At 41.0% G+C, this 21,746-nt stretch carries 23 protein-coding genes; 18 read left to right on the forward strand and 5 right to left on the reverse strand.

From position 1 onward, the window contains the following. The first annotated feature begins 46 nt into the window (after positions 1 to 46). From FQT67_RS02185 to FQT67_RS02210, 6 genes are all read left to right on the forward strand, one after another. A complete protein-coding gene (locus FQT67_RS02185; protein ID WP_046176984.1) occupies positions 47 to 988 on the forward strand; it encodes a TIGR01212 family radical SAM protein in 942 nt (313 codons plus the stop codon). A gap of 22 nt (positions 989 to 1,010) precedes the next feature. Continuing rightward, positions 1,011 to 1,565, forward strand: a complete 555-nt coding sequence (locus FQT67_RS02190) for a class I SAM-dependent methyltransferase (RefSeq protein ID WP_003059026.1) — start codon at positions 1,011 to 1,013, stop codon at positions 1,563 to 1,565. A gap of 118 nt (positions 1,566 to 1,683) precedes the next feature. Continuing rightward, a complete protein-coding gene (locus FQT67_RS02195; protein WP_046176983.1) occupies positions 1,684 to 3,018 on the forward strand; it encodes a hemolysin family protein in 1,335 nt (444 codons plus the stop codon). Positions 3,019 to 3,095: 77 nt separating this feature from the next. Further along, positions 3,096 to 3,887 (forward strand): pyruvate formate-lyase-activating protein, encoded by a 792-nt coding sequence (pflA, locus tag FQT67_RS02200; protein ID WP_003054166.1) that lies wholly within the window; start codon positions 3,096 to 3,098, stop codon positions 3,885 to 3,887. A 129-nt stretch (positions 3,888 to 4,016) separates the two neighbouring features. After that, positions 4,017 to 4,952, forward strand: a complete 936-nt coding sequence (locus FQT67_RS02205; protein WP_003060977.1) for a manganese-dependent inorganic pyrophosphatase — start codon at positions 4,017 to 4,019, stop codon at positions 4,950 to 4,952. 74 nt (positions 4,953 to 5,026) lie between these two features. Further along, positions 5,027 to 5,680: a DUF1803 domain-containing protein gene (locus tag FQT67_RS02210; protein WP_003054159.1), complete on the forward strand. Its 654-nt coding sequence runs from the start codon at positions 5,027 to 5,029 to the stop codon at positions 5,678 to 5,680. Between the two features lie 44 nt (positions 5,681 to 5,724). Here the strand turns inward: FQT67_RS02210 and FQT67_RS02215 are convergent, their stop codons facing one another. From FQT67_RS02215 to FQT67_RS02235, 5 genes are all read right to left on the reverse strand, one after another. Further along, the gene (locus tag FQT67_RS02215; RefSeq protein ID WP_003054170.1) at positions 5,725 to 6,726 is read right to left on the reverse strand and encodes an iron ABC transporter permease; all 1,002 of its coding nucleotides are present in this window, start codon (positions 6,724 to 6,726) and stop codon (positions 5,725 to 5,727) included. Next, entirely contained in the window at positions 6,723 to 7,766 is a 1,044-nt protein-coding gene (locus FQT67_RS02220; protein WP_015057352.1) for an iron ABC transporter permease, read from the reverse strand. The genes FQT67_RS02215 and FQT67_RS02220 overlap by 4 nt, the downstream gene beginning before the upstream one ends. Beyond that, positions 7,759 to 8,697, reverse strand: coding sequence for an iron-hydroxamate ABC transporter substrate-binding protein (locus FQT67_RS02225; RefSeq protein WP_003061185.1), 939 nt, complete (start codon positions 8,695 to 8,697; stop codon positions 7,759 to 7,761). The genes FQT67_RS02220 and FQT67_RS02225 overlap by 8 nt, the downstream gene beginning before the upstream one ends. A gap of 24 nt (positions 8,698 to 8,721) precedes the next feature. Further along, positions 8,722 to 9,504, reverse strand: a complete 783-nt coding sequence (locus FQT67_RS02230; protein ID WP_003054155.1) for an ABC transporter ATP-binding protein — start codon at positions 9,502 to 9,504, stop codon at positions 8,722 to 8,724. Positions 9,505 to 9,752: 248 nt separating this feature from the next. Beyond that, entirely contained in the window at positions 9,753 to 11,198 is a 1,446-nt protein-coding gene (locus FQT67_RS02235) for a UDP-N-acetylmuramoyl-L-alanyl-D-glutamate--L-lysine ligase (protein WP_003054161.1), read from the reverse strand. Positions 11,199 to 11,285: 87 nt separating this feature from the next. Here FQT67_RS02235 and FQT67_RS02240 point away from each other — a divergent pair, with 87 nt between their 5' ends. The 12 genes from FQT67_RS02240 (at position 11,286) to FQT67_RS02300 (ending at position 21,682) form a co-directional block, all read left to right on the forward strand. After that, the gene (locus FQT67_RS02240; protein ID WP_015016717.1) at positions 11,286 to 12,920 is read left to right on the forward strand and encodes a polysaccharide biosynthesis protein; all 1,635 of its coding nucleotides are present in this window, start codon (positions 11,286 to 11,288) and stop codon (positions 12,918 to 12,920) included. Positions 12,921 to 13,118: 198 nt separating this feature from the next. Further along, positions 13,119 to 13,748 (forward strand): uracil phosphoribosyltransferase, encoded by a 630-nt coding sequence (gene upp / locus FQT67_RS02250; RefSeq protein WP_003058279.1) that lies wholly within the window; start codon positions 13,119 to 13,121, stop codon positions 13,746 to 13,748. A 221-nt stretch (positions 13,749 to 13,969) separates the two neighbouring features. Continuing rightward, positions 13,970 to 14,560, forward strand: a complete 591-nt coding sequence (locus FQT67_RS02255) for an ATP-dependent Clp protease proteolytic subunit (RefSeq protein ID WP_002985850.1) — start codon at positions 13,970 to 13,972, stop codon at positions 14,558 to 14,560. A 396-nt stretch (positions 14,561 to 14,956) separates the two neighbouring features. Continuing rightward, positions 14,957 to 15,253: a DUF4298 domain-containing protein gene (locus FQT67_RS02260; protein ID WP_003058282.1), complete on the forward strand. Its 297-nt coding sequence runs from the start codon at positions 14,957 to 14,959 to the stop codon at positions 15,251 to 15,253. A gap of 74 nt (positions 15,254 to 15,327) precedes the next feature. After that, positions 15,328 to 15,798 carry a YlbF family regulator gene (locus FQT67_RS02265; RefSeq protein ID WP_046176982.1) on the forward strand — a complete coding sequence of 157 codons (471 nt, stop codon included), beginning with the start codon at positions 15,328 to 15,330 and terminating at the stop codon, positions 15,796 to 15,798. Continuing rightward, complete coding sequence (locus FQT67_RS02270; protein WP_003060978.1) at positions 15,774 to 16,064, forward strand: YlbG family protein; 291 nt, start codon at positions 15,774 to 15,776, stop codon at positions 16,062 to 16,064. The genes FQT67_RS02265 and FQT67_RS02270 overlap by 25 nt, the downstream gene beginning before the upstream one ends. A gap of 248 nt (positions 16,065 to 16,312) precedes the next feature. Further along, complete coding sequence (locus FQT67_RS02275; protein ID WP_003058679.1) at positions 16,313 to 17,485, forward strand: ABC transporter substrate-binding protein; 1,173 nt, start codon at positions 16,313 to 16,315, stop codon at positions 17,483 to 17,485. 188 nt (positions 17,486 to 17,673) lie between these two features. Next, positions 17,674 to 18,543: a branched-chain amino acid ABC transporter permease gene (locus tag FQT67_RS02280; RefSeq protein WP_046176981.1), complete on the forward strand. Its 870-nt coding sequence runs from the start codon at positions 17,674 to 17,676 to the stop codon at positions 18,541 to 18,543. A 3-nt stretch (positions 18,544 to 18,546) separates the two neighbouring features. Further along, the gene (locus FQT67_RS02285; RefSeq protein WP_003062562.1) at positions 18,547 to 19,500 is read left to right on the forward strand and encodes a branched-chain amino acid ABC transporter permease; all 954 of its coding nucleotides are present in this window, start codon (positions 18,547 to 18,549) and stop codon (positions 19,498 to 19,500) included. After that, entirely contained in the window at positions 19,501 to 20,265 is a 765-nt protein-coding gene (locus tag FQT67_RS02290; protein ID WP_003058688.1) for an ABC transporter ATP-binding protein, read from the forward strand. A 5-nt stretch (positions 20,266 to 20,270) separates the two neighbouring features. Beyond that, complete coding sequence (locus FQT67_RS02295) at positions 20,271 to 20,975, forward strand: ABC transporter ATP-binding protein (protein WP_171841621.1); 705 nt, start codon at positions 20,271 to 20,273, stop codon at positions 20,973 to 20,975. 44 nt (positions 20,976 to 21,019) lie between these two features. After that, the gene (locus FQT67_RS02300; protein ID WP_003059946.1) at positions 21,020 to 21,682 is read left to right on the forward strand and encodes a CBS domain-containing protein; all 663 of its coding nucleotides are present in this window, start codon (positions 21,020 to 21,022) and stop codon (positions 21,680 to 21,682) included. The last annotated feature ends 64 nt before the right edge of the window (positions 21,683 to 21,746 follow it).

Consider the following 21,746-nt stretch of genomic DNA (forward strand, 5'->3'; position numbering starts at 1 on the left):
CAAGATGGTAATCTTGCTGCTTGTCTTTTATGCTACAATAGGAGTTATGAAGAAACGATACCAGACTTTGAACGATTACTATCGCACCCTTTTCGGGGCAAAAATTTTTAAAGTACCAATTGCTGCGGGCTTTGATTGCCCTAACCGTGATGGAACGGTGGCTCATGGTGGTTGTACTTTTTGCACAGTTTCAGGTTCTGGAGATGCTATTGTAGCACCAGATGCCCCGATTCGGGAACAATTTTACAAAGAAATTGACTTTATGCACCGTAAATGGCCAGAAGTTAAGCAGTACTTGGTTTACTTCCAAAATTTTACGAATACCCATGATAAAGTTGAGGTGATTCGAGAACGTTACGAGCAAGCCATCAATGAACCGGGAGTCGTTGGTATTAACATTGGGACAAGGCCTGACTGTCTACCCGATGAGACCATTGCTTACTTGGCAGAAGTGGCAGAGCGCATGCACGTGACGGTGGAATTGGGCTTACAAACGACCTATGAAAAGACATCTGAAATGATTAACAGAGCTCATTCCTACGACCTCTACAAAGAGACGGTGAAGCGGTTAAGGCAATACCCTAAGATTGAAATTGTGTCGCATTTGATTAATGGATTGCCAGGTGAGACACATGAGATGATGCTAGAAAACGTCAGACGCTGTGTGACAGATAATGATATTCAGGGAATCAAACTTCATTTGTTACACTTGATGACCAATACTAGAATGCAAAGGGATTACCATGAAGGACGCTTGCAGTTGTTGAGTCAAGAGGACTATGTTTCAATTATTTGTGACCAATTAGAAATTATTCCTAAGCATATTGTGATTCATCGTATCACAGGGGATGCCCCACGTGACATGTTGATTGGCCCTATGTGGAGCCTAAATAAGTGGGAAGTGCTGAATGCCATTGACAAAGAAATGGAGAGACGTGGCAGTTGGCAGGGCTGTAAGGCTGACCGACAGCTATATGCCCAAGGATGACAGATTTGGATAGGAGAAGAAAATGATAAAACGCCCTATTCACCTCTCGCATGACTTTTTAGCAGAGGTTATGGATAAGTCTAGTGTGGTTGTGGATGCCACGATGGGCAATGGGAATGATACTGCCTTTTTGGCACAATCAGCGAAAAAAGTTTATGCTTTTGATGTGCAAGAACAAGCTATTAGAAAAACAAGTGAGCGGTTAGCGCAGCTAGGATTATCAAATGCTGAGCTGATTTTAGCGGGTCATGAAGCGGTTGATCAGTATGTGACAGAGCCGGTGCGCGCAGCTATTTTCAATCTTGGTTATTTACCTAGTGCGGATAAGTCTGTGATTACCTTGCCAGCTACCACACTATTAGCTTTATCAAAAATCCTAAAGCTTTTGGAAGTTGGTGGTCGGGTTGCTATCATGGTTTATTATGGGCATGAGGGTGGCGATATGGAAAAAGACGCCTTGCTTGATTTTGTGCGGCAGTTGGATCAGCGTTTGGTTTCTGCCATGCTCTACCAGCCTCTCAATCAAGTCAATACACCACCTTTTTTAGTGATGTTAGAGAAATTAGCAGATTTCTAGTTTTAAAACAGCTTGGAAACCAGGGGATTATTTGTGTGGAAAAGAAGAAATCCCTAGGCTTTGCCCATAAATGTGATATAATGAAGTCACTATATTATTTTCTAGGAGTTATATTAACATGGAAGACCCTGTGAGTCAGCCTTTAGTCATTCAATTTTTAGTATTATTTATTTTAACCTTGTTGAATGCCTTCTTCTCAGCTAGCGAGATGGCATTAGTCTCTTTGAACCGCTCTCGTGTAGAGCAAAAAGCTGCTGATGGTGATAAGAAATACGCTCGTTTATTACGAGTATTAGAAGAACCTAACCACTTTTTGTCAACCATCCAGGTTGGCATTACCTTTATTAGTCTCTTATCAGGGGCTAGTTTATCAGCTTCCCTTGGAAAGGTGATTTCAGGTTGGTTAGGAGGTTCAGCGACTGCCCAAACAGCAGGTGGAATCATCTCTTTGATTTTCTTAACTTACGTTTCGATTGTTTTGGGAGAATTGTATCCAAAACGGATTGCCATGAACCTTAAAGACAAGCTGGCAATTGTCTCAGCTCCTATCATCATTGGACTAGGTAAGGTGGTAAGCCCCTTTGTTTGGCTCTTGTCAGCATCAACGAACTTGTTGAGTCGTATCACCCCAATGACCTTCGATGATGCGGATGAGCAGATGACGCGTGACGAAATTGAATACATGTTATCAAACAGTGAGGCGACTCTAGATGCTGAGGAAATCGAAATGTTACAGGGGATTTTCTCGTTAGATGAAATGATGGCGCGTGAAGTCATGGTTCCAAGAACAGATGCCTTCATGATTGACATTAATGATGCCCCGCTTGAGAATATTCAAGAAATTTTAAAACAAAGTTTTTCGCGTATTCCTGTCTATGATGTGGACAAGGACAAGATTATTGGCTTGATTCACACCAAGCGCTTGTTAGAATCAGGTTTCCGTCAGGGCTTTGAAAACATTAACATGCGAAAGATTTTACAGGAACCTCTGTTTGTTCCTGAGACGATTTTTGTGGATGACCTTTTACGTCAGCTGCGCAATACCCAAAATCAAATGGCCATCTTGCTGGATGAATATGGCGGTGTGGCTGGTTTAGTGACCTTAGAAGACCTGCTTGAAGAAATTGTTGGTGAAATTGATGATGAAACCGACAAGGCTGAGCAATTTGTGCATGAAATTGGGGAAAACACCTATATTGTCGTTGGTACCATGACGCTAAATGAATTCAATGAGTATTTTGATACGGAATTGGAGTCAGATGATGTGGATACCATCGCTGGTTTTTATTTGACTGGTACCGGAACCATTCCAAGCCAGGAACAAAAAGAAGCCTACGAAATAGATAGCCAAGACAAACACTTGGTCCTTATCAATGACAAGGTCAAAGATGGGCGTATCACGAAATTAAAATTAGTCCTGTCTAATATAGAACAGATTATTGAGGAAGACTAGGCTTCATGCCTAGTCTTTTTTATGAAAAGTGTTATAATGAAAATGTAAAAACGTTTACAAGAAATGAAGGAGATGCAATGACTGAGATAGATTATGGACAAGTAACAGGAATGGTGCATTCGACAGAAAGCTTTGGTTCTGTGGATGGCCCAGGAATCCGTTTTATCATTTTCTTGCAAGGCTGTAAAATGCGTTGCCAGTATTGCCATAATCCGGACACTTGGGAGATGGAAACCAATAATTCAAAACTTAGAACGGTTAATGACGTTTTAAAAGAAGCCCTTCAGTATAAACATTTTTGGGGGAAAAAAGGTGGTATTACAGTTTCAGGTGGTGAAGCTATGCTCCAAATTGACTTTATCACTGCCTTGTTCACTGAGGCGAAAAAACTAGGCATCCATACCACACTGGATACCTGTGGTTTTGCTTATAGACCTACACCTGAATACCATGAGGTTCTGGACAAATTACTGGCAGTGACAGATTTAATCCTATTAGACCTGAAAGAAATTGATGAAGAACAACATAAGATCGTGACGCGCCAGCCTAATCAAAATATTTTAGAATTTGCTAGGTATTTATCCGACAAGCAGATTCCTGTCTGGATTCGACATGTTTTAGTGCCGGGATTGACCGATATTGACGACCATTTGGTACGACTGGGTGAGTTTGTAAAGACCTTGAAAAATGTCGATAAATTTGAAGTTTTGCCTTACCATACTATGGGAGAATTCAAATGGCGTGAACTAGGCATTCCTTACCAGCTGGAAGGGGTTAAACCACCGACCAAGGAAAGGGTTCAAAATGCCAAAAACTTGATGCAAACCGAGTCTTATACAGAATACATGAATCGGATTCATCAGTCATAAGCTTTTCTTGAAGTTGGGAAATATCCCAGCTTTTTGTGTTTACAAGGTGAGTGCTCGGCAATCCCCCTTTGATTTTAGGGGGCAATTTTGCTAAAATAAGATGAATAAAGAGAATGAGGTAGAATTATTATGTCAAAAATTTTAGTTTTTGGTCACCAAAATCCTGATACGGATGCTATCGCATCGTCATATGGCTTTGATTATTTGTCACAAAAAGCCTTCGGCTTGGATACTGAAGTGGTAGCTTTGGGAACTCCTAACGAAGAAACAGCTTTTGCCCTTGATTATTTTGGTGTTGAAGCACCGCGTGTGGTTGAATCTGCTAAAGCAGAAGGGGCTGAACAAGTGATTTTGACAGACCACAATGAGTTTCAACAATCTATTGCAGATATCCGTGAGGTTGAGGTCTATGGTGTGGTAGATCATCACCGTGTGGCAAACTTTGAGACTGCTAATCCATTGTATATGCGAGTGGAACCTGTCGGTTCTGCCTCATCTATCGTTTACCGTATGTTTAAAGAAAATGGTATTGATGTCCCTAAAGCGATTGCTGGAATGCTCTTGTCTGGTTTGATTTCAGATACCTTGTTATTGAAATCTCCAACAACTCATGTGTCTGACCATCGTGTCGCTGAAGAATTGGCAGAGCTAGCAGAAGTCAACTTGGAAACTTACGGCATGTCTCTTCTAAAAGCTGGTACAAACCTTGCAAGCAAATCAGAAGCAGAATTGATTGATATTGATGCTAAAACCTTTGAATTAAATGGGAATGCTGTACGCGTGGCACAAGTGAACACTGTTGACATTTCAGAAGTTTTAGAACGTCAAGAAGCTATTGAAGCTGCGATTAAAGATGCTATGGCTGCAGAAGGTTATTCAGATTTTGTCTTAATGGTAACTGATATTGTTAACTCAAACTCTGAAATCTTAGCTATTGGTGCTAATATGGATAAGGTGGAAGCAGCCTTTAACTTCACTCTTGAAAACAATCATGCCTTCTTAGCAGGTGCCGTTTCTCGTAAGAAACAAGTGGTTCCACAATTGACAGAAAGTTTTGGAGCTTAATGAAAAGACGCTTTAAAAGGGCTTGGTTTTTTGACCAAGCCCTTTTTTCACTCTTCTATGCTATAATAGAAGGTATGATAACAGTATTTCATTCAGATAAGCTCACCAGACAATCTTTTTTTCAAGACCTTATCAATTATCTCGACCAGCATGATCACGTTATTTTACGAGATATCAAAAAAGCCTTTCCTAATATCACAGGTATCGACAAGGCTATTGAAAGTTACGTTCAAGCTGGCTATATTCGCCGTGAAAATAAGCGTTACGGCATCAATCTTCCCATAGTGACTTCTGATCAGCAACTAGTCTTAGACACCATGCTTTTTGTGGACACCTGTTCAGTTAAGTATGAGGATTTTTTAGCGGTCACCTTTGAGACTCAGTTAGCTAACCAGACCAATCAAGTGATCATCAAGGAAAAGACCAACATCACGAGAAATCAGTTGACTCTAGCTAATTATTTTTATCGTCTCAAAAGAGGTGAAAAACCATCAGCTGAGCAGATGGATTTGTACAAACTCTTGGGAGATGTGAATCAGGAATACGCCCTTAAATACATGACCACCTTTTTACTTAAATTCACGCGTAAAGAACTTGTGATGCAAAAACGGCCGGATATTTTTGTGGAAGCCTTAGTCAGGCTTGGGTATTTGGTACAGGTGGAGCCTACAAAATACCAGCTGCTAATGACCTTGGATAAAGAAAGTTTAACCTTTACAGCACCATAGAAAAACGCTAAGAATATGCTTTGTTCTTAGCGTTTTGATTATCTTTATTTTGTTTTTGCCATTAAGTAAAGGAAGTATGGTGCTCCAATTAGCGATACTATGATGCCTGTTTGGATATTACTACCAACGAGATATACTCGTCCTATTGTATCTGCAATCAGAAGGATTAGCATACCGATGAATAAGCTAGTAGGTATGGTTAAGCGGTGGTCGTTTCCAACAAGACGTTTGCTGGTATGGCCTGCCATTAGGCCGATAAAACTAATATTACCAACCAAAAGCACGCTCAAGGCGGCAAGAGCAGTAGCTAATGCCAATGTTACTAATCGTTGAGCATTTAAGGCTAGACCAAGTCCAATAGCGGTATCGTCGGATAAGGTCATGATGTTAAGGTGGTGTGCTTGATAAAAACCCACTAGCCAAAGCAAAATGAGCAGTGGAGCAATGAGTGTCAGGGTTGGCCAATCGTCGCCCGTAATTTGACCACTCAACCAGTTAATCACCAAATCAACTTTGTAGCGGTTGACATTGCCAACAAGGGCGACCATTAAACTGGACAACATAGTGGTGACCCCGACACCCGTAATCATCAAGCGGGTAGGGTTGATTTTTCCTTGCTTGGTTAGTGAGAGCTGGTAGACACTGAAAATCGTTAGGCTAGCGCCAAGCATGGCAAATAAAGGGAGGAACTGACTAAGGATAGTCTGATTAAGAGAAGAAAAAGAGACAAAGATAGCAAGTGTTACCCCTGCTCCCGTATTAATTCCTAAAATACCAGAATCAGCTAGAGGATTTCGTGTCAAGCTTTGTAGCAAAAGTCCTGATAGAGCAAGTGAGCCCCCTCCAACACAAGCTGCTAAAATTCTTGGTAGACGAATCTTAGTGATGATTAAGGTCATGGCACTGTTGGATTCTCCTAGTAAAACCTTGATTACACTAAGGAGAGACATGTTGGACTCTCCTATAGACAAGGACATCAAGATAAGTCCTAAAAGAAGAAGAAACAATCCCAAGTAAAAAGGGGCTACTTGTTTAAACGATTTCAATGAGTACCTCCTTTTCTAAGCAACCATAAGAAACATGGAAAACCAACCAGACTAACGAGGGCAGATAGGGTTGTTTCATAAGGAGGATTGAGATTTCGGCATGCAAAATCAACCCATAGCATGAAACTAGCTCCTAATAAGGCAGATAGTGGGATAATCTGGCGATAATTTTTGGCAGCAAAGACCTTGATGAGATGAGGGACCATCAAACCAACAAAGGAAATACTTCCAGCGATAGCCACAGCTGCCGAGGATAATAGAAGAACCAAGAGCATAAAGATAACACTCATCAACGTGGTCCTTTGGCCGAGAGCCTTTGCCTGATAGTCGCTCAAACTAAGAATAGTGAGGTGATAAGATAAGAGCTGTGCAAGGACAAGGCCGGCCACGACAAGAGGTGCTATGTAGGCCACCATCTGCCAGTTAACGCCGACTAATCCTCCTGCTTGCCAACCGATAATGGCATTAGCCAGATGATAGTAATTGGTGACACCTTGACCTAGTGCTGATAGCAGTATGGAAACCATAGCTCCTGCCAGAACAAGGCGAAGCTGATGATAGCCTTTTCTAGTTTGGTAAGAAAGTCCAAATACTAAAGCAGCTGTAAGGCAAGAACCCAACAACGACAGCAGAATAATGAGAGAGTAGTGCAGATGAGGCACAAAAGCGTACGCCAAAACCAAGGCTAATCCAGCGCCAGAATTAATACCCAAGAGGCCAGGCTCAGCAATAGGGTTGCGCGTAATGCCCTGCATAATTGCACCAGAAACAGCGAGGGCAGCCCCAACTAAAGCAGCAGCCATTAGTCGAGGGATACGAATATCAAGAAGGACATTGGCCTTATGGCCTCCTTGCTTTCCGAGAAAAATATGGCTGATATCCTGATGAGATAGATGAATGGCTCCGAAGCGAAGATTGCAATAGATGGCAAGGACTAAGCTTAGGCTGATAAGAGCAAAAAGAAGCCAAAAAGTCTGTGACTTAGTGACTCTTTTAGTTTTTTGAGTAGGTAAATAGATGTAATCAGGTGATTTATGCATTGCTTTCACTTGAGAGAATTGCCTTTCGCAAGGTCTTCAATTGGTATTCCAAAGACAGTGGGTCTGTAAAATAAAAGACATTAGCATTGACTTTAATGACGTGATTTTTCTGAACGGCTGGAAGAGATTTCCAAAGATCGCTTTCATATAAGGCGGAGCCAGTCTTGTCGTCTTCAGCAGCAACCACTACATAATCTCCAATGTAGTCGGGAAGGACTTCTTGGGATAGAGACAGGTAGCCTTGTTTAAAAACATCCTGTTTGACTTTTTCAGGAGCATCATAGTGGAAAGCTTGGTGGATAATCTCCCCACCGCGTCCCCAGTCTTTACCGAAGAGGTAAATCTCTTTTTCGTAAAGTCCCATAATGGTAAATGTCGCTTTGTCACCTGTAACGGCCTTGACTTCTTTTTCATAAGCTGCTGTTTTTGTTTCCCAGTCTTTTAGCCATTTGGCTGTTTCTTTTTCTTTGTTAAAGACACGTCCAAAGTCCGAGAAGACTTGGAGATAATCCCGTTTACGGTATTCAATCGAAATAACGGGAGCGATTTCTGCCAATTGTTTGATATTTTCTTCTGTAGAGCCCACCACAATAACATCAGGTTCTAATGCAGTGATAGCTTCTAAATCAGTCGCAGCCACTTGTTTAGCTTTTTTAATCGTCTTAGCAAGGACAGGGTTTTTCTTGTCGTAAGAAGTGACACCAACTAAGTTTAAATCTAATTTTTTGAGGTAACCAGTGTATGTGGAAGCCAGACTGACCACTCGCTTTGGTTGGCTAGGAATATCTCCATAGTAGGTCATGCCAGCAATTTTTGGCATACTTGATAGGTTATTTGAACTGGGATTTGGCTTACTGTTTGTTTGATTACCACAGGCAACTAAGGTAATGGTTGTCAAACAAAGTGTTAATAGTAGGGCTAATTTTTTCATGTATTCTATTCTCCTAGAATAAATTTATTGGAGCTGATAGGTCAGCAATATTGGACAGTTGTGGATAGGATCATCAATAAGTTGTGCCTTGATGTGGAAAAGATCTTGGATAACGGCTGGCGTCATCACTTCTCTGACAGAGCCAACGTATTTGATTTGACCCTCTTTCATAGCAATCAGATGATTAGAGTAACGTGCTGAAAGATTAAGGTCGTGAAGGACCATCACCATCGTCTTACCTGATGTTTGATTCAAGCTTTTGAGTAAGTCTAAGATTTCTAGTTGATGGTTCATGTCTAGATAGGTTGTTGGCTCATCTAAAAAAATGGTATCAGTATCTTGAGCCAATGCCATAGCAATCCAGACTCGTTGTCGTTGTCCACCAGATAGGGTATCGACAGGTTGGTTAGCATAGGCTGTTATCTTAGTAGCCTCCATGGCCCAATGAATGGTATCTTTATCAGTTTGGCTGAGTTTTCCGAGGTAGGATTGGTGAGGAAATCGACCGTAGGAGACCAGTTCGTAAACCGTTGTGCCATCAGTTGTCTCTTGGACTTGAGGAAGTAGAGCAATCTTTTTAGCCACTTCTTTGGTCGCAAGCTTCGCAATACTTTGTCCATCTAAATAAACGGCCCCTTTGTTGAGTGGCAATAGTCTGGTTAATCCTTTTAGCAAAGTTGATTTACCAGAACCATTGGCACCAATAATAGTTGTTATTTCTCCTTGAGGAATGCGAAGGGACAAATCGTCTATAATAGTCATCTTATCATAAGCAATGGCAATTGCTTCAGCACTGATTTGTGTCATAGGTTACCTCCTTTCTAAACATCATAAAAATGATCGATTAAGATGTCAAGAGAACTCATCTTACCGACTCTTTTGGAATCATCTGAGAAAAATAATGTTTTCTCAAAATCTCCATCATTATAGCATAGAAAAAAGGCCTAAAAAAGCCTTTTCCTTATGTGAGATTTGATTTTACTAAAAAAGTTTTCCTCATTAGAATGGTTAAAAAGAGTAGTAATAATCATTCTTGTTAAGTCCATTTGGGCTTATTAAAGATAACGTTGGGCAACAGCCAAATCACCTGCATAGGGTGCTTTTTCCCCTTTGACAATCTGGTAGGCATCCGCCCCTTTACCAGCAATAATGACAGCATCTTCTGGCCCTTGGCAAAGAGACATGGCTTTTTGAATGGCTTGCTCACGGTCACTAACAATGTCAATTGGTCGTGTGATATGGCTAGCAATTTCCTGCGAAATATATTCTGGATCTTCGAAATTAGGATCATCAGCAGTGAGAATAACGGTGAGATTAGGATGCTGGTTAATCACTGCTCCAAAATCTGCTCGTCGGCTTTCTCCTTTATTTCCTGGGGCTCCTAAGATTAATACCAGGTTACCAGTTTGATGTTCCTCCACGACGCTGAGTAATTTTTCTAAGCTGTCACCATTATGGGCGTAATCGACGAAAACTTTGGCATGATTAGTCATGGTAAGAACTTCCATGCGGCCTGGCACACGAGTCTTAGCGATACCCTTTTGAATATCAGCTAAGCTAGCCCCTAAGCGAAGACAAGCCAACCCAGCAGCCATAGCATTTTCTTGATTGAAGTGCCCGATTAATTGGATATCATAGTGCCCAGCCAATTGTCCATTGGCCTCAAATGAAAAGGCTTGGCTAGTGGTGATCTGGTTGTCAGATAAGGCACCATAGAAAGCGTGTTCTTGATTAGCTACCTGATTAGCTAGAAATGGGAAATGATCCATACCGCTATTGATCACAACAGCTCTGCTATTCTCCATTAAAAGACGTTTGTGGTAAAAATAGTCTTCAAACGTTGGGTGCTCAATAGGACCAATGTGGTCAGGACTGATGTTGAGGAATACTCCGACATCAAATGTAAGCCCATAGACGCGGCCAACAAGATAAGCCTGACTGGATACTTCCATAATCAAGTGGGTCATGCCATTTTTAACACACTCGGCCATCATAGCAAAAAGGTCTAGACTTTCAGGAGTTGTCAATTGTGATTTGAAGAAAGTTTGACCGTCCAAGGTAGTGTTCATCGTAGACAACAAGGCAGGTTTATAAGATTCTTTCAAAATATGGTAGGCAAAATAAGCAGCTGTTGTTTTGCCTTTTGTTCCAGTAAACCCTAAGAGTTTGAGCTGATCCTGAGGATTATCATAGAAAGCCATAGCGATTAAACTCATGGCCTTTTTAATATCAGTGACCAAAACAACGGGAATATCAAGCTTATAATCTACTTCTGAGACATAAAGAGGAAGTCCCTTAGCGATTGCTTCTTTAAGGTATTCAGCCTTGAATGTAGCTCCCTTAGCAAAAAAAAGGGTCTTGCCATCTACTTGACGGCTATCGTAACTCAAGCGCTCAAAACTTAAGCCTTGATAATGGTAGTGGTATCCGTCGGCATCAAGAACCTCACGAAAATTATGGTCTTTTTTTAAAATGTTTAATACGTGTTCAATGCTTATCATACCCTTATTTTATCTTTAAAGTTCCTGTTTTACAAGTCACAAGCAAAAGTTTATAATAAAGCTAATAGAAACTAGGAAAGAATAGATATGTCGACAGAAAAAAAACAACTGACACAAGAAGAATTGATGGTTCAGGGAGCAGCCTGGTCCACAGCTGGTAATTTTATTAGCCGACTTTTAGGAGTGTTATACATTATTCCCTGGTACATTTGGATGGGGCAATACGCGATTCAAGCCAATGCTCTTTTCAATATGGGGTATAATGTTTATGCTTATTTTTTATTGATTTCAACCACAGGACTTAATGTTGCGATTGCTAAGCAAGTCGCCAAATACAATTCTATGGGGCAGACGGAGCATAGCTACCAATTGATTCGGAGCACGTTAAAACTCATGCTTGGTTTGGGTGTTGTGTTTTCGGCAATTATGTATCTAGGTTCTCCCTTATTTACCAGTTTATCTGGTGGGGATGCTAAGCTTATTCCAATTATGCATAGTCTTTCCTTGGCTGTCCTTGTCTTTCCAGTCATGAGTGTCATTCGAGGCATTTTTCAAGGGCACAATAACATTAAGCCCTATGCCATTAGTCAGATTGCTGAGCAATTGATTCGAGTCATTTGGATGCTTCTGACCACCTTCCTTATCATGAAATTAGGTTCTGGTGATTACGCTTCAGCAGTGACTCAGTCAACTTTTGCAGCCTTTATCGGGATGGTGGCTAGTATGGGTGTTCTGGGTTACTATCTTTGGAAACAGGGACTTCTAGCAGCTATTTTTAGTAAGCCAGATCATACCGTTTCTATTGATATCAAGGGCTTGTTGCTTGAAACCTTAAAAGAATCCATCCCCTTTATCGTGACAGGAAGCGCTATTCAAGCCTTTCAGTTGATTGACCAGTGGTCCTTTGTGAATACCATGAGTCTGTTTACAGATTATAGCCGCTCTCAATTATTGGTTTTATTTGGTTATTTTAACGCTAATCCTGCTAAAATTACCATGGTTTTAATCGCTGTAGCAGCTTCTATCGGAGGGGTTGGTATTGCTTTGTTGACAGAAAATTATGTCAAAAAAGACATGAGAGCAGCGGCACGCCTGATTATCAATAATATTGAAATGTTAATGATGTTCTTATTGCCAGCTTTGACAGGGGCCATTATTCTAGCTAGACCACTTTATTCTGTTTTTTATGGAGCTAGTGAAGACCGTGCCATTCATCTTTTTGTGGCTGTCTTATTCCAAACCTTGCTACTAGCTCTTTATACCCTTTTTTCACCCATGCTTCAGGCTCTTTTTGAAAATCGCAAAGCTATTTATTATTTTGCTTATGGGATTCTCATCAAGCTCGTCTTACAAGTACCGTTAATTTACCTTATGCATGCCTACGGGCCACTGTTAGCAACAACCATTGCTCTTTTAGTCCCTATTTACCTCATGTATCGTCGCTTGCATCAGGTTACTCGATTTAATCGTAAACTGTTACAAAAACGTCTCTTATTGACCCTGATTGAAACGATAATCATGGGCTTGGTTGTTTTTATTGCTAATTGGCTTTTGGGCTATGCCTTTAAACCAACAGGTCGTCTAACCAGTCTTCTTTACCTCTTGATTATTGGAGGTTTGGGAATGGCAGTTTACACGGCTCTCACCTTGCTGACACATCAACTTGACAAGTTAATCGGTAGCAAGGCTAGTCGTCTTCGTCAGAAATTAGGTTGGCACTAAAGAGTTATCAAGAGAAACGATTTCATGATGAACTGATTGTGGAGTGGTTTCTTTTTTGCCATTTATCGGTAAGGAGATCAGGAGTATAAAGAAAAGGAGGAAAGATAATCAATAAAAATCAGTATTTCCCGAGCAAAGTGACCAGTTTTTTGGTATAATGGTAAAAGTGTAAAAAAATATAGAAGGAAGTATATCAACATGGGAAAATGTCAAGTTATTTCGCATCCGCTCATTCAGCATAAACTCTCAATCTTACGTCGTCAAACAACATCGACAAAGGATTTCCGTGAATTGGTTAATGAAATTGCCATGCTTATGGGATACGAAGTGTCTCGTGACCTTCCATTGGAAGATGTGGAAATTCAGACACCAGTTTCTAAGACTGTGCAAAAACAACTAGCTGGTAAAAAACTTGCTATCGTTCCTATTCTCCGTGCCGGTATTGGAATGGTTGATGGTTTCTTGAGCCTTGTACCAGCAGCAAAAGTTGGGCATATCGGTATGTACCGCGATGAAGAGACCTTAGAACCTGTTGAGTACTTGGTGAAATTACCAGAAGACATTGACCAACGTCAAATTTTCCTTGTTGACCCAATGTTGGCAACAGGAGGTTCGGCTATCTTAGCAGTTGATTCGTTGAAAAAACGTGGAGCAACCAACATCAAGTTTGTCTGCTTGGTAGCAGCCCCAGAAGGGGTTAAAAAACTTCAAGAGGCTCATCCAGATGTTGATATTTTCACTGCTGCCCTTGATGAGCGTCTCAATGAACATGGTTACATTGTTCCAGGTTTGGGAGATGCTGGCGATCGTCTTTTCGGGACTAAATAGTCAACTAGAAGCTCACTAAACTAAGGATATGGGGTGGAAACCTGATTTGATTTCCTAGAAATCAGAGAGGGTCCCCCTCTTTTTTAAAAGTAAGTTTATCATTTGACCTTTCTTGACCAAAAGATTATAATAGGGTCAATCATTATAAAAGAGGGCATTTATAGTAGGACTCCCTCTAGGTTAGGGACTACTTTGGAACCTTTGTAGATTGGAGATTTTTTATGATTCCTGTTGTTATTGAACAAACTAGTCGTGGTGAACGTTCTTATGATATTTACTCACGCTTATTAAAAGACCGTATTATCATGTTGACAGGCCCTGTTGAGGACAACATGGCAAACTCTGTCATTGCGCAGCTTTTATTCCTTGATGCTCAGGACAATACGAAAGACATTTATTTGTATGTCAACACACCTGGTGGTTCTGTTTCAGCGGGTTTGGCTATTGTCGACACCATGAACTTTATCAAAGCTGATGTCCAAACCATTGTTATGGGGATGGCCGCTTCTATGGGGACTGTCATTGCTTCATCAGGTACTAAGGGCAAACGCTTCATGTTACCAAATGCAGAATACATGATTCACCAACCAATGGGTGGTACAGGTGGTGGTACACAACAAACAGATATGGCCATTGCTGCAGAGCACCTCTTAAAAACTCGTCACCGTTTAGAAAAAATCTTAGCACAAAATGCTGGAAAGACCATTAAACAAATTCACAAAGATGCTGAACGTGATTATTGGATGAGTGCTGAAGAAACCTTGGCTTACGGTTTCATTGATGAAATCATGGAAAATAACGAATTAAAATAAAAGGTTTTCCTGAACAAACGCTTTAAATGACCAGTTTCTTCTGACTAGAGGACTGGTCATTTTGCTTTTCTTGGAAGGGGAATGAGTCCTGTGAGCTGTTGTGAGGCTAAGGAGAAAAAAATTTTACTTATCTGATGGGTTTTTGATGAGCCCTTCCTATGGTTAAGAGTTCCTTAGTTATTTGCTAGTGAACGGTAATCCTATCAGCGTGAGAAAACAGGAAAAAATCATTTCATGATGATTATGAGACCGTTAAGGATTTGAGTGACGATGTAGCCTTGACTATGTTATCCTAAAGTGATGGTATTGCCATATAATAAAATGAATTTATTGTGCTGACTTTCCCATCCTGTTTGGACTTATCTCACCCATTTTATAGTGAAAAGGAGATTATTGATGACACCACATGATGTTCAAAAACTTCAAGAACTTGAAGAAAAATATGAGGCTTTTTTTCCTAAATTAGAGGAATTAATTATCAGTTTTGCTCAAGTTGAGGCAGCTTATGACGATTATAGGGCCTTGAGGGCCTTTTATGGTAGCGAGGACTGGTTTCACTTCAGAACCCAAGAAACTGAGGGACTCAAAGCAGGTATCCTCAGTGAAGATCAACTCTATGAGCTCATTTGTGAGCATAATGACTTGCTAGGAAGGTTGTTGCGCTTTTCGTCAACCATGTACCGACATCTGTAAGCTATTGTGCTGACATTTTTCGCTCCTTATCACTTCCCCCTTACCTTTTGATTAAAGTATGGTATAATCAAGTTATGTTAGTCATAAGTGAAGAATTCATTGCCATGGAAGAAGCTATTGATCAGCTTGTGGCATGTCTAAAAAAAGTGCCTCAATATCAGGCTTATGCTGAGGCTAAAGCAGCTGTTGAAGCAGATGGCAACTTGCAAGTTGAGATGAGCCGGTTTCAAGATATCAAAAAACGTTATGACGCAAGTAAAGCCTTACAGGAGTTTAGACCCGAAGTAAGACAGTTGCGTCGGGAAATGTTACTGCAAAAGCGTACCTTGGATTGTCATCCTTTGGTCGTTTCCATGCGCTTGGCCCAAATGGATTTGCAAGAAATTTTGGCTAACATTTCTGAAGAAATTGCTGGTGCGGTGTCTGACAGTATTTTTGTAGATACAGGACTTCCTTTGGCACCAAAACGGCCGAAACACCCATCAGGACCATACCAAAATATTAAAGAAAAGGGCTTATCATGTTTCAAAAACAAGAACGTATAGGGCTTGTGATTTACCTTTATTATAATCGCGATGCTAGAAAATTATTAAAGTTTGGGGACTTGTATTACCATTCCAAACGCTCACGTTATTTAGTCATTTACATTAATAAAAATGATTTGGAAACGAAAGTAGACGAAATCAGTCGTTTAAAATTTGTCAAAGAAGTAAAACCATCAGCTTTTGATGATATTGATCGTCAGTTTGTGGGTAACCTTCATCGGGAGGAAAACACTATGACATTGACCGAAGGAGCAAGTCAAGCCTAGAGATGCCTTTTGTCGGACTGATCAACCAGTATGATTAGTTTTATTCAAGCATCCAAAAAAGAGATGCCACTCACCAGAAATACTGGCTGAGTGGCACCTCTTTTTTATAGATTAACGTCGTTTTTTGGATTCAATTTTTGTTATTTTGCCATTTTTCAAAATATTTCAAAAATAAGTATTGACAATTTTCTGATAATTCTGTATTCTTGTTTACATATTATTTTTTAAGGATTAAATAAGGAGTAGTTATGAAAAAGAAATTATTATTTTCAGGTTTAGTATTATTATCAACGACAAGCCTCGCAGCTTGTAGTGCAGCACCAGGTGCTAGCTCTCAAGCTGCTAGTGGAACTGAGATTGGCAAGACACTTAAAATTGGATTGAATTTGGAGTTAACCGGAAACGTTTCTGCTTATGGTAGCGCTGAAGAAAAAGGTGCTAAATTAGCTGTTGATGAGATTAATAAGGCTGGCGGAGTTGATGGTAAAACGATAGAAGTCATCACTAAAGATAATAAGTCAGATAACTCTGAAGCTGCGACGGTAACGACTAATTTAGCAACTGAGAGCAAAGTCAATGTCGTGGTCGGACCGGCAACTTCTGGAGCAACGGCAGCTGCTTCACCAAATGCTAGCAAAGCAGCAGTACCTTTGATTACTCCATCTGGGACAACAGATAATTTAACTCTTACCAGTGACGGTAAAACCAATCCTTATGTTTTTAGAACAACCTTTGTGGATAGTTACCAGGGGGATGTGTTAGCCAAATACGCTAGTGATCATTTGAAAGCTAAACAAGTGGTACTCTTCTATGACAATTCCAGTGACTATTCTAAAGGGATTGCGAAACGTTTCAAGAAAGTATACACAGATACCATTGTAGCAGAAGCTACTTTCCAATCAGGGGATACCGATTTTCAATCAGCTTTGACCAAGCTAAAAGATAAGGAATATGATGCCATCGTCATGCCAGGGTATTACCAAGAAACAGGGACCATTATCAAGCAGGCGCGTGAAATGGGAATTGCCAGTCCAATCCTTGGTCCTGACGGGTTTGCGGATGATAAGTTAGTTGAATTGGCAGGGGCTTCAAACGTTAATAAGGTTTATTACATTTCGGGCTTCTCTGCTTCTACTTCAGACAAGGCGGTTCAGTTTGTCAAGGCCTACCAAGCCAAATACGGTACTAGCCCATCTATGTTTGCTGCGCTAGCCTATGATTCTATTTACATGGCGGCCGATGCTGCTAAAGATAGCAAGACATCTGTTGACCTTGCTAAACGTCTAGCGAAATTAAAAGATTTTGAAGGGGTAACAGGCACCATGACCATCGACAAACAGCACAACCCTATCAAGCCTGTTTCGGTTGTTGAACTGACTAACGGGAAGGAATCGTCAGCAACAACAGTAACTGCTGATTAAACACATGTAGGTAGGAAGTTGAGGAACAGTTACTTTCCTCAATTTCTTTTAGGTTAAGGAGAAGAGTAGTGTGGTTGCAGAATCATTATAGACAATTTTTTGTCAACGATTGAGAGCTTTCAGGTTATTATCTGTTGCTATTCTCTTACCTTATTTTTGATGACTCTTATTAGAAAGTTTGGTATCTTATGCTCCAACAACTTGTTAATGGACTTATTCTAGGAAGCGTTTATGCTTTACTGGCTTTAGGTTATACCATGGTGTACGGTATTATTAAGTTAATCAATTTTGCCCATGGGGACCTTTACATGATGGGAGCCTTTATCGGTTATTACTTGATTAATGCTCTGCAGTTGAACTTTTTCTTAGCCTTGATATTGACCATGGTTTTCACAGCTTGTCTTGGTGTTTTGATTGAGTTCTTGGCTTATCGCCCTTTACGGCAATCGACAAGAATCGCTGCGCTGATTACAGCGATTGGAGTGTCTTTTTTACTGGAATACGGCATGGTCTATTTTGTCGGAGCAGAAGCACGCGCTTTTCCGCAAGCTCTAAAAGTTGTGAAATATCACTTGGGACCTATCAGTGTCACTAATGTCCAATTGATCATTTTACTGGTCTCCTTGACCTTGATGTTAGCCCTGCAATTTATCGTCAAACAAACCAAAATGGGGAAGGCCATGCGGGCCGTTTTGGTGGATAGTGATGCCGCTCAGCTTATGGGGATTAACGTTAACTCAACCATTAGTTTTACCTTTGCCTTAGGCTCTGCGCTTGCGGGAGCAGCAGGAGTGTTAATTGGACTTTACTACAATTCGATTAATCCTCTGATGGGAATGACGCCGGGTTTGAAAGCCTTTGTAGCTGCTGTTCTAGGAGGCATTGGGATTATTCCTGGGGCAGCCTTTGGTGGGTTTATTATTGGTCTTCTTGAAACCTTCTCGACAGCTATTGGGCTATCTAGTTACCGTGATGCGGTGGTTTATGTTGTTTTGATTATGATTTTATTGGTCAGACCAGCTGGTCTTTTAGGAAAAAATGTAAAGGAGAAGGTGTAGGTCATGAAAAAAGAACACAAAGCACTGTTGGCTTGGATCTTTATCCTTGCTCTTGTTTATCTCATATTGACCCTACTGATTGGCACAGATATCTTAGGTCCTTACTATGTTCAAATTTTGATGGGGATTGGCATTGCTATTATCATGGCTATGGGGACCAATTTGGTACTAGGCTTTTCAGGGCAATTTCCTCTAGGTCAGGCCGGTTTTATGGCAGTTGGTGCCTATGCCACAGCGATTTTGACCAAATATATGCCAACCTATCTGGGATTTTACTTATCTATGCTGGTAGGCGTTTTGGTAGCTGGTTTGATAGCGGTAATTGTTGGTTTTCCTACACTTCGTTTAAAAGGAGACTATCTGGCTATTGCAACCTTGGGTGTTGCTGAAATTATTCGGATTGCTATTATCAATGGTGGTGAGCTGACGAATGGCGCAGCTGGTTTAACAGGGGTCTTACAATATACCTCTTGGCCAGTTGTTTATGCTTTTGTGGTCGTTATCGCGATTGTCATGTTAAATTTTATTCGAAGCGCTACGGGGCGACAAGTGATTGCGGTGCGGGAAGACGAGATTGCTGCCGAATCCATGGGGGTTAATACGACGAAAATTAAGGTTATCACCTTTGCTTTAGCAGCTATGACTGCTAGTATGGCAGGGTCCTTATATGTTGGTTATATTGGAACGGTTGTTCCTAAAGATTTTACCATTATGCGTTCTATTGATTACCTTATCATTGCGGTCTTGGGTGGTCTCGGTTCGATGACGGGAACCATTGTCGCCGCTATTGTGTTAGGCCTATTGAACATGTATCTTCAAAATTTCTCTGATGTGCGCATGATTATTTATTCCTTGGCCTTGATTTTAGTAATGGTTTTTAGACCAGGTGGTCTACTAGGCACTAGAGAATTCCGCCTGTCAACTCTATTGTCAAAAAAGGAAAAAGGAGGCAACTAGATGGCATTACTTGAAGTTAAACAGCTGAGTAAACACTTTGGTGGCCTAACGGCTGTTGGAGATGTCACCATGGCTTTGGAAATGGGTGAATTAGTAGGGCTGATTGGACCTAATGGAGCTGGAAAAACCACCCTCTTTAATCTCTTGACTGGGGTGTATGAACCTACCGAGGGAACGATTGCCCTAAATGGTCAACTGTTGAATGGCAAGTCTCCTGATAAGATTGCCTCACTAGGCCTATCACGAACCTTTCAAAATATCCGCTTGTTTAAAAACATGACCGTTTTGGAAAATGTTTTGATTGGTTTGGCCAACCAGGGCAAATCCCATTTCTGGTCCAGCCTCCTGCGTTTGCCTAAATTTTATCAGACAGAAGCAGCCTTAAAGGAAGAAGCGCTATCCTTATTGGCTAGATTTCAGTTAGAGGGAGAGGCAGAAACCTTGGCTAAAAACTTACCCTATGGGCAACAACGTCGTCTGGAAATTGTGCGCGCTTTGGCAACCAAACCTAAAATCCTCTTTTTAGATGAGCCAGCTGCAGGCATGAATCCTCAAGAAACGGCTGAATTGACGGCTCTTATTCGCCAGTTGAAAACAGATTTTGGTATAACCATTATTTTGATCGAACATGATATGAGTCTGGTTATGGAAGTGACCGAACGAATTTATGTGTTAGAGTATGGTCGCTTGATTGCCCACGGTAGTCCACAAGACATCAAAAACAATCCACGTGTTATTGAAGCGTATTTAGGAGGTGACCTCTGATGGCCATGTTATCAGTGAAACAGTTATCGGTGAATTATGGAGCCATTGAGGCTGTTAAAGATGTTTCTTTTGAGGTTCACGAGGGAGAAGTTGTCACCTTAATAGGGGCTAATGGAGCCGGAAAAACCTCCATTTTAAGAACCATTTCAGGTTTGGTTAAGCCAAAATCAGGTAGTATTTCCTTTTTAGGACAAGACCTCTTAAAGCAACCAGCCCGCAAAATTGTAGCTGCTGGGCTCTCACAAGTTCCTGAAGGCCGTCACGTCTTTGCTGGTTTGACTGTTATGGAAAATCTAGAAATGGGGGCTTTTCTTAGTCGGAATCGTGAGCAAAATCAGAAGAACCTCCGCCTTATTTTTGATCGTTTTCCAAGACTAGAAGAACGCAAGCATCAAGATGCGGCGACCTTGTCAGGTGGTGAGCAACAAATGCTAGCGATGGGACGAGCTTTAATGAGTCAACCCAAGTTGCTTTTACTAGATGAGCCATCTATGGGTCTTGCCCCCTTATTTATCAAGGAAATCTTTGATATTATTCAGGCGATTCAAAGGCAAGGGACAACGGTGCTACTCATTGAGCAAAATGCTAACAAGGCCTTAGCCATTGCGAATCGTGCCTATGTGTTAGAAACTGGTCAACTCGTTCTTTCAGGGACTGGTCAGGAATTATTAACTTCTGAAGCAGTTAAAAAAGCTTATCTTGGTGGTTAAACCACTTACTCAGGACATTTGAAATCAAAGAAAAAGGAGAAGTCATGTCAGTTAAAGATTATATGACGAAGGAAGTCATCAGCATTTCACCCGAGGAAAGTGTTGCCCATGCAGCTGATCTGATGCGCGACAAGGGATTGAGACGCTTGCCTGTTATCGAAAAGGGGCAGCTAGTTGGTCTTGTGACCGAGGGGACTATGGCAGATGCAAGCCCGTCAAAGGCAACCAGTTTATCTATCTATGAGATGAATTATTTGCTTAATAAGACTAAAATCCGAGACATCATGATTCGTCAGGTCGTAACCGTAGAACCAGACGCTAGCTTGGAAGATGCCATTTATGAAATGATGACCTACAAAGTAGGTGTCTTACCTGTTGTCCAAAACAATCAAGTGGTTGGTATTATTACAGATCGTGATGTCTTTAAAGCTTTTTTAGAGGTCTCTGGATATGGAGTGGAAGGCATTCGTGTGGTTTTGTTAGCGGATAATGCCGTTGGCGTTCTGGCTAAAATTGCGGACTGCTTGTCACAAGAAAACCTGAACATCCGGCGTACCGTTGTTGCCAATCGTTCCAATGGCAAAACAGTTATTGAGATGCAATTAGATGGAACGACAGCTTCACAATGGTTATCTGAACGGTTAGCAGCAGCAGGAATTACCGTGGAATCTGTTCTTAAAACACTTGCTAAGCCTGATCTATCCTAAAAATTGAGCGCTGCCAAGAGAATTGGCAGTGTTTTTTTGAGCAATTTTTTGGTAAAATAGAACT

The sequence above is a fragment of the Streptococcus sp. NCTC 11567 genome (assembly GCF_902141215.1).
Lineage (GTDB): Bacteria > Bacillota > Bacilli > Lactobacillales > Streptococcaceae > Streptococcus > Streptococcus dysgalactiae.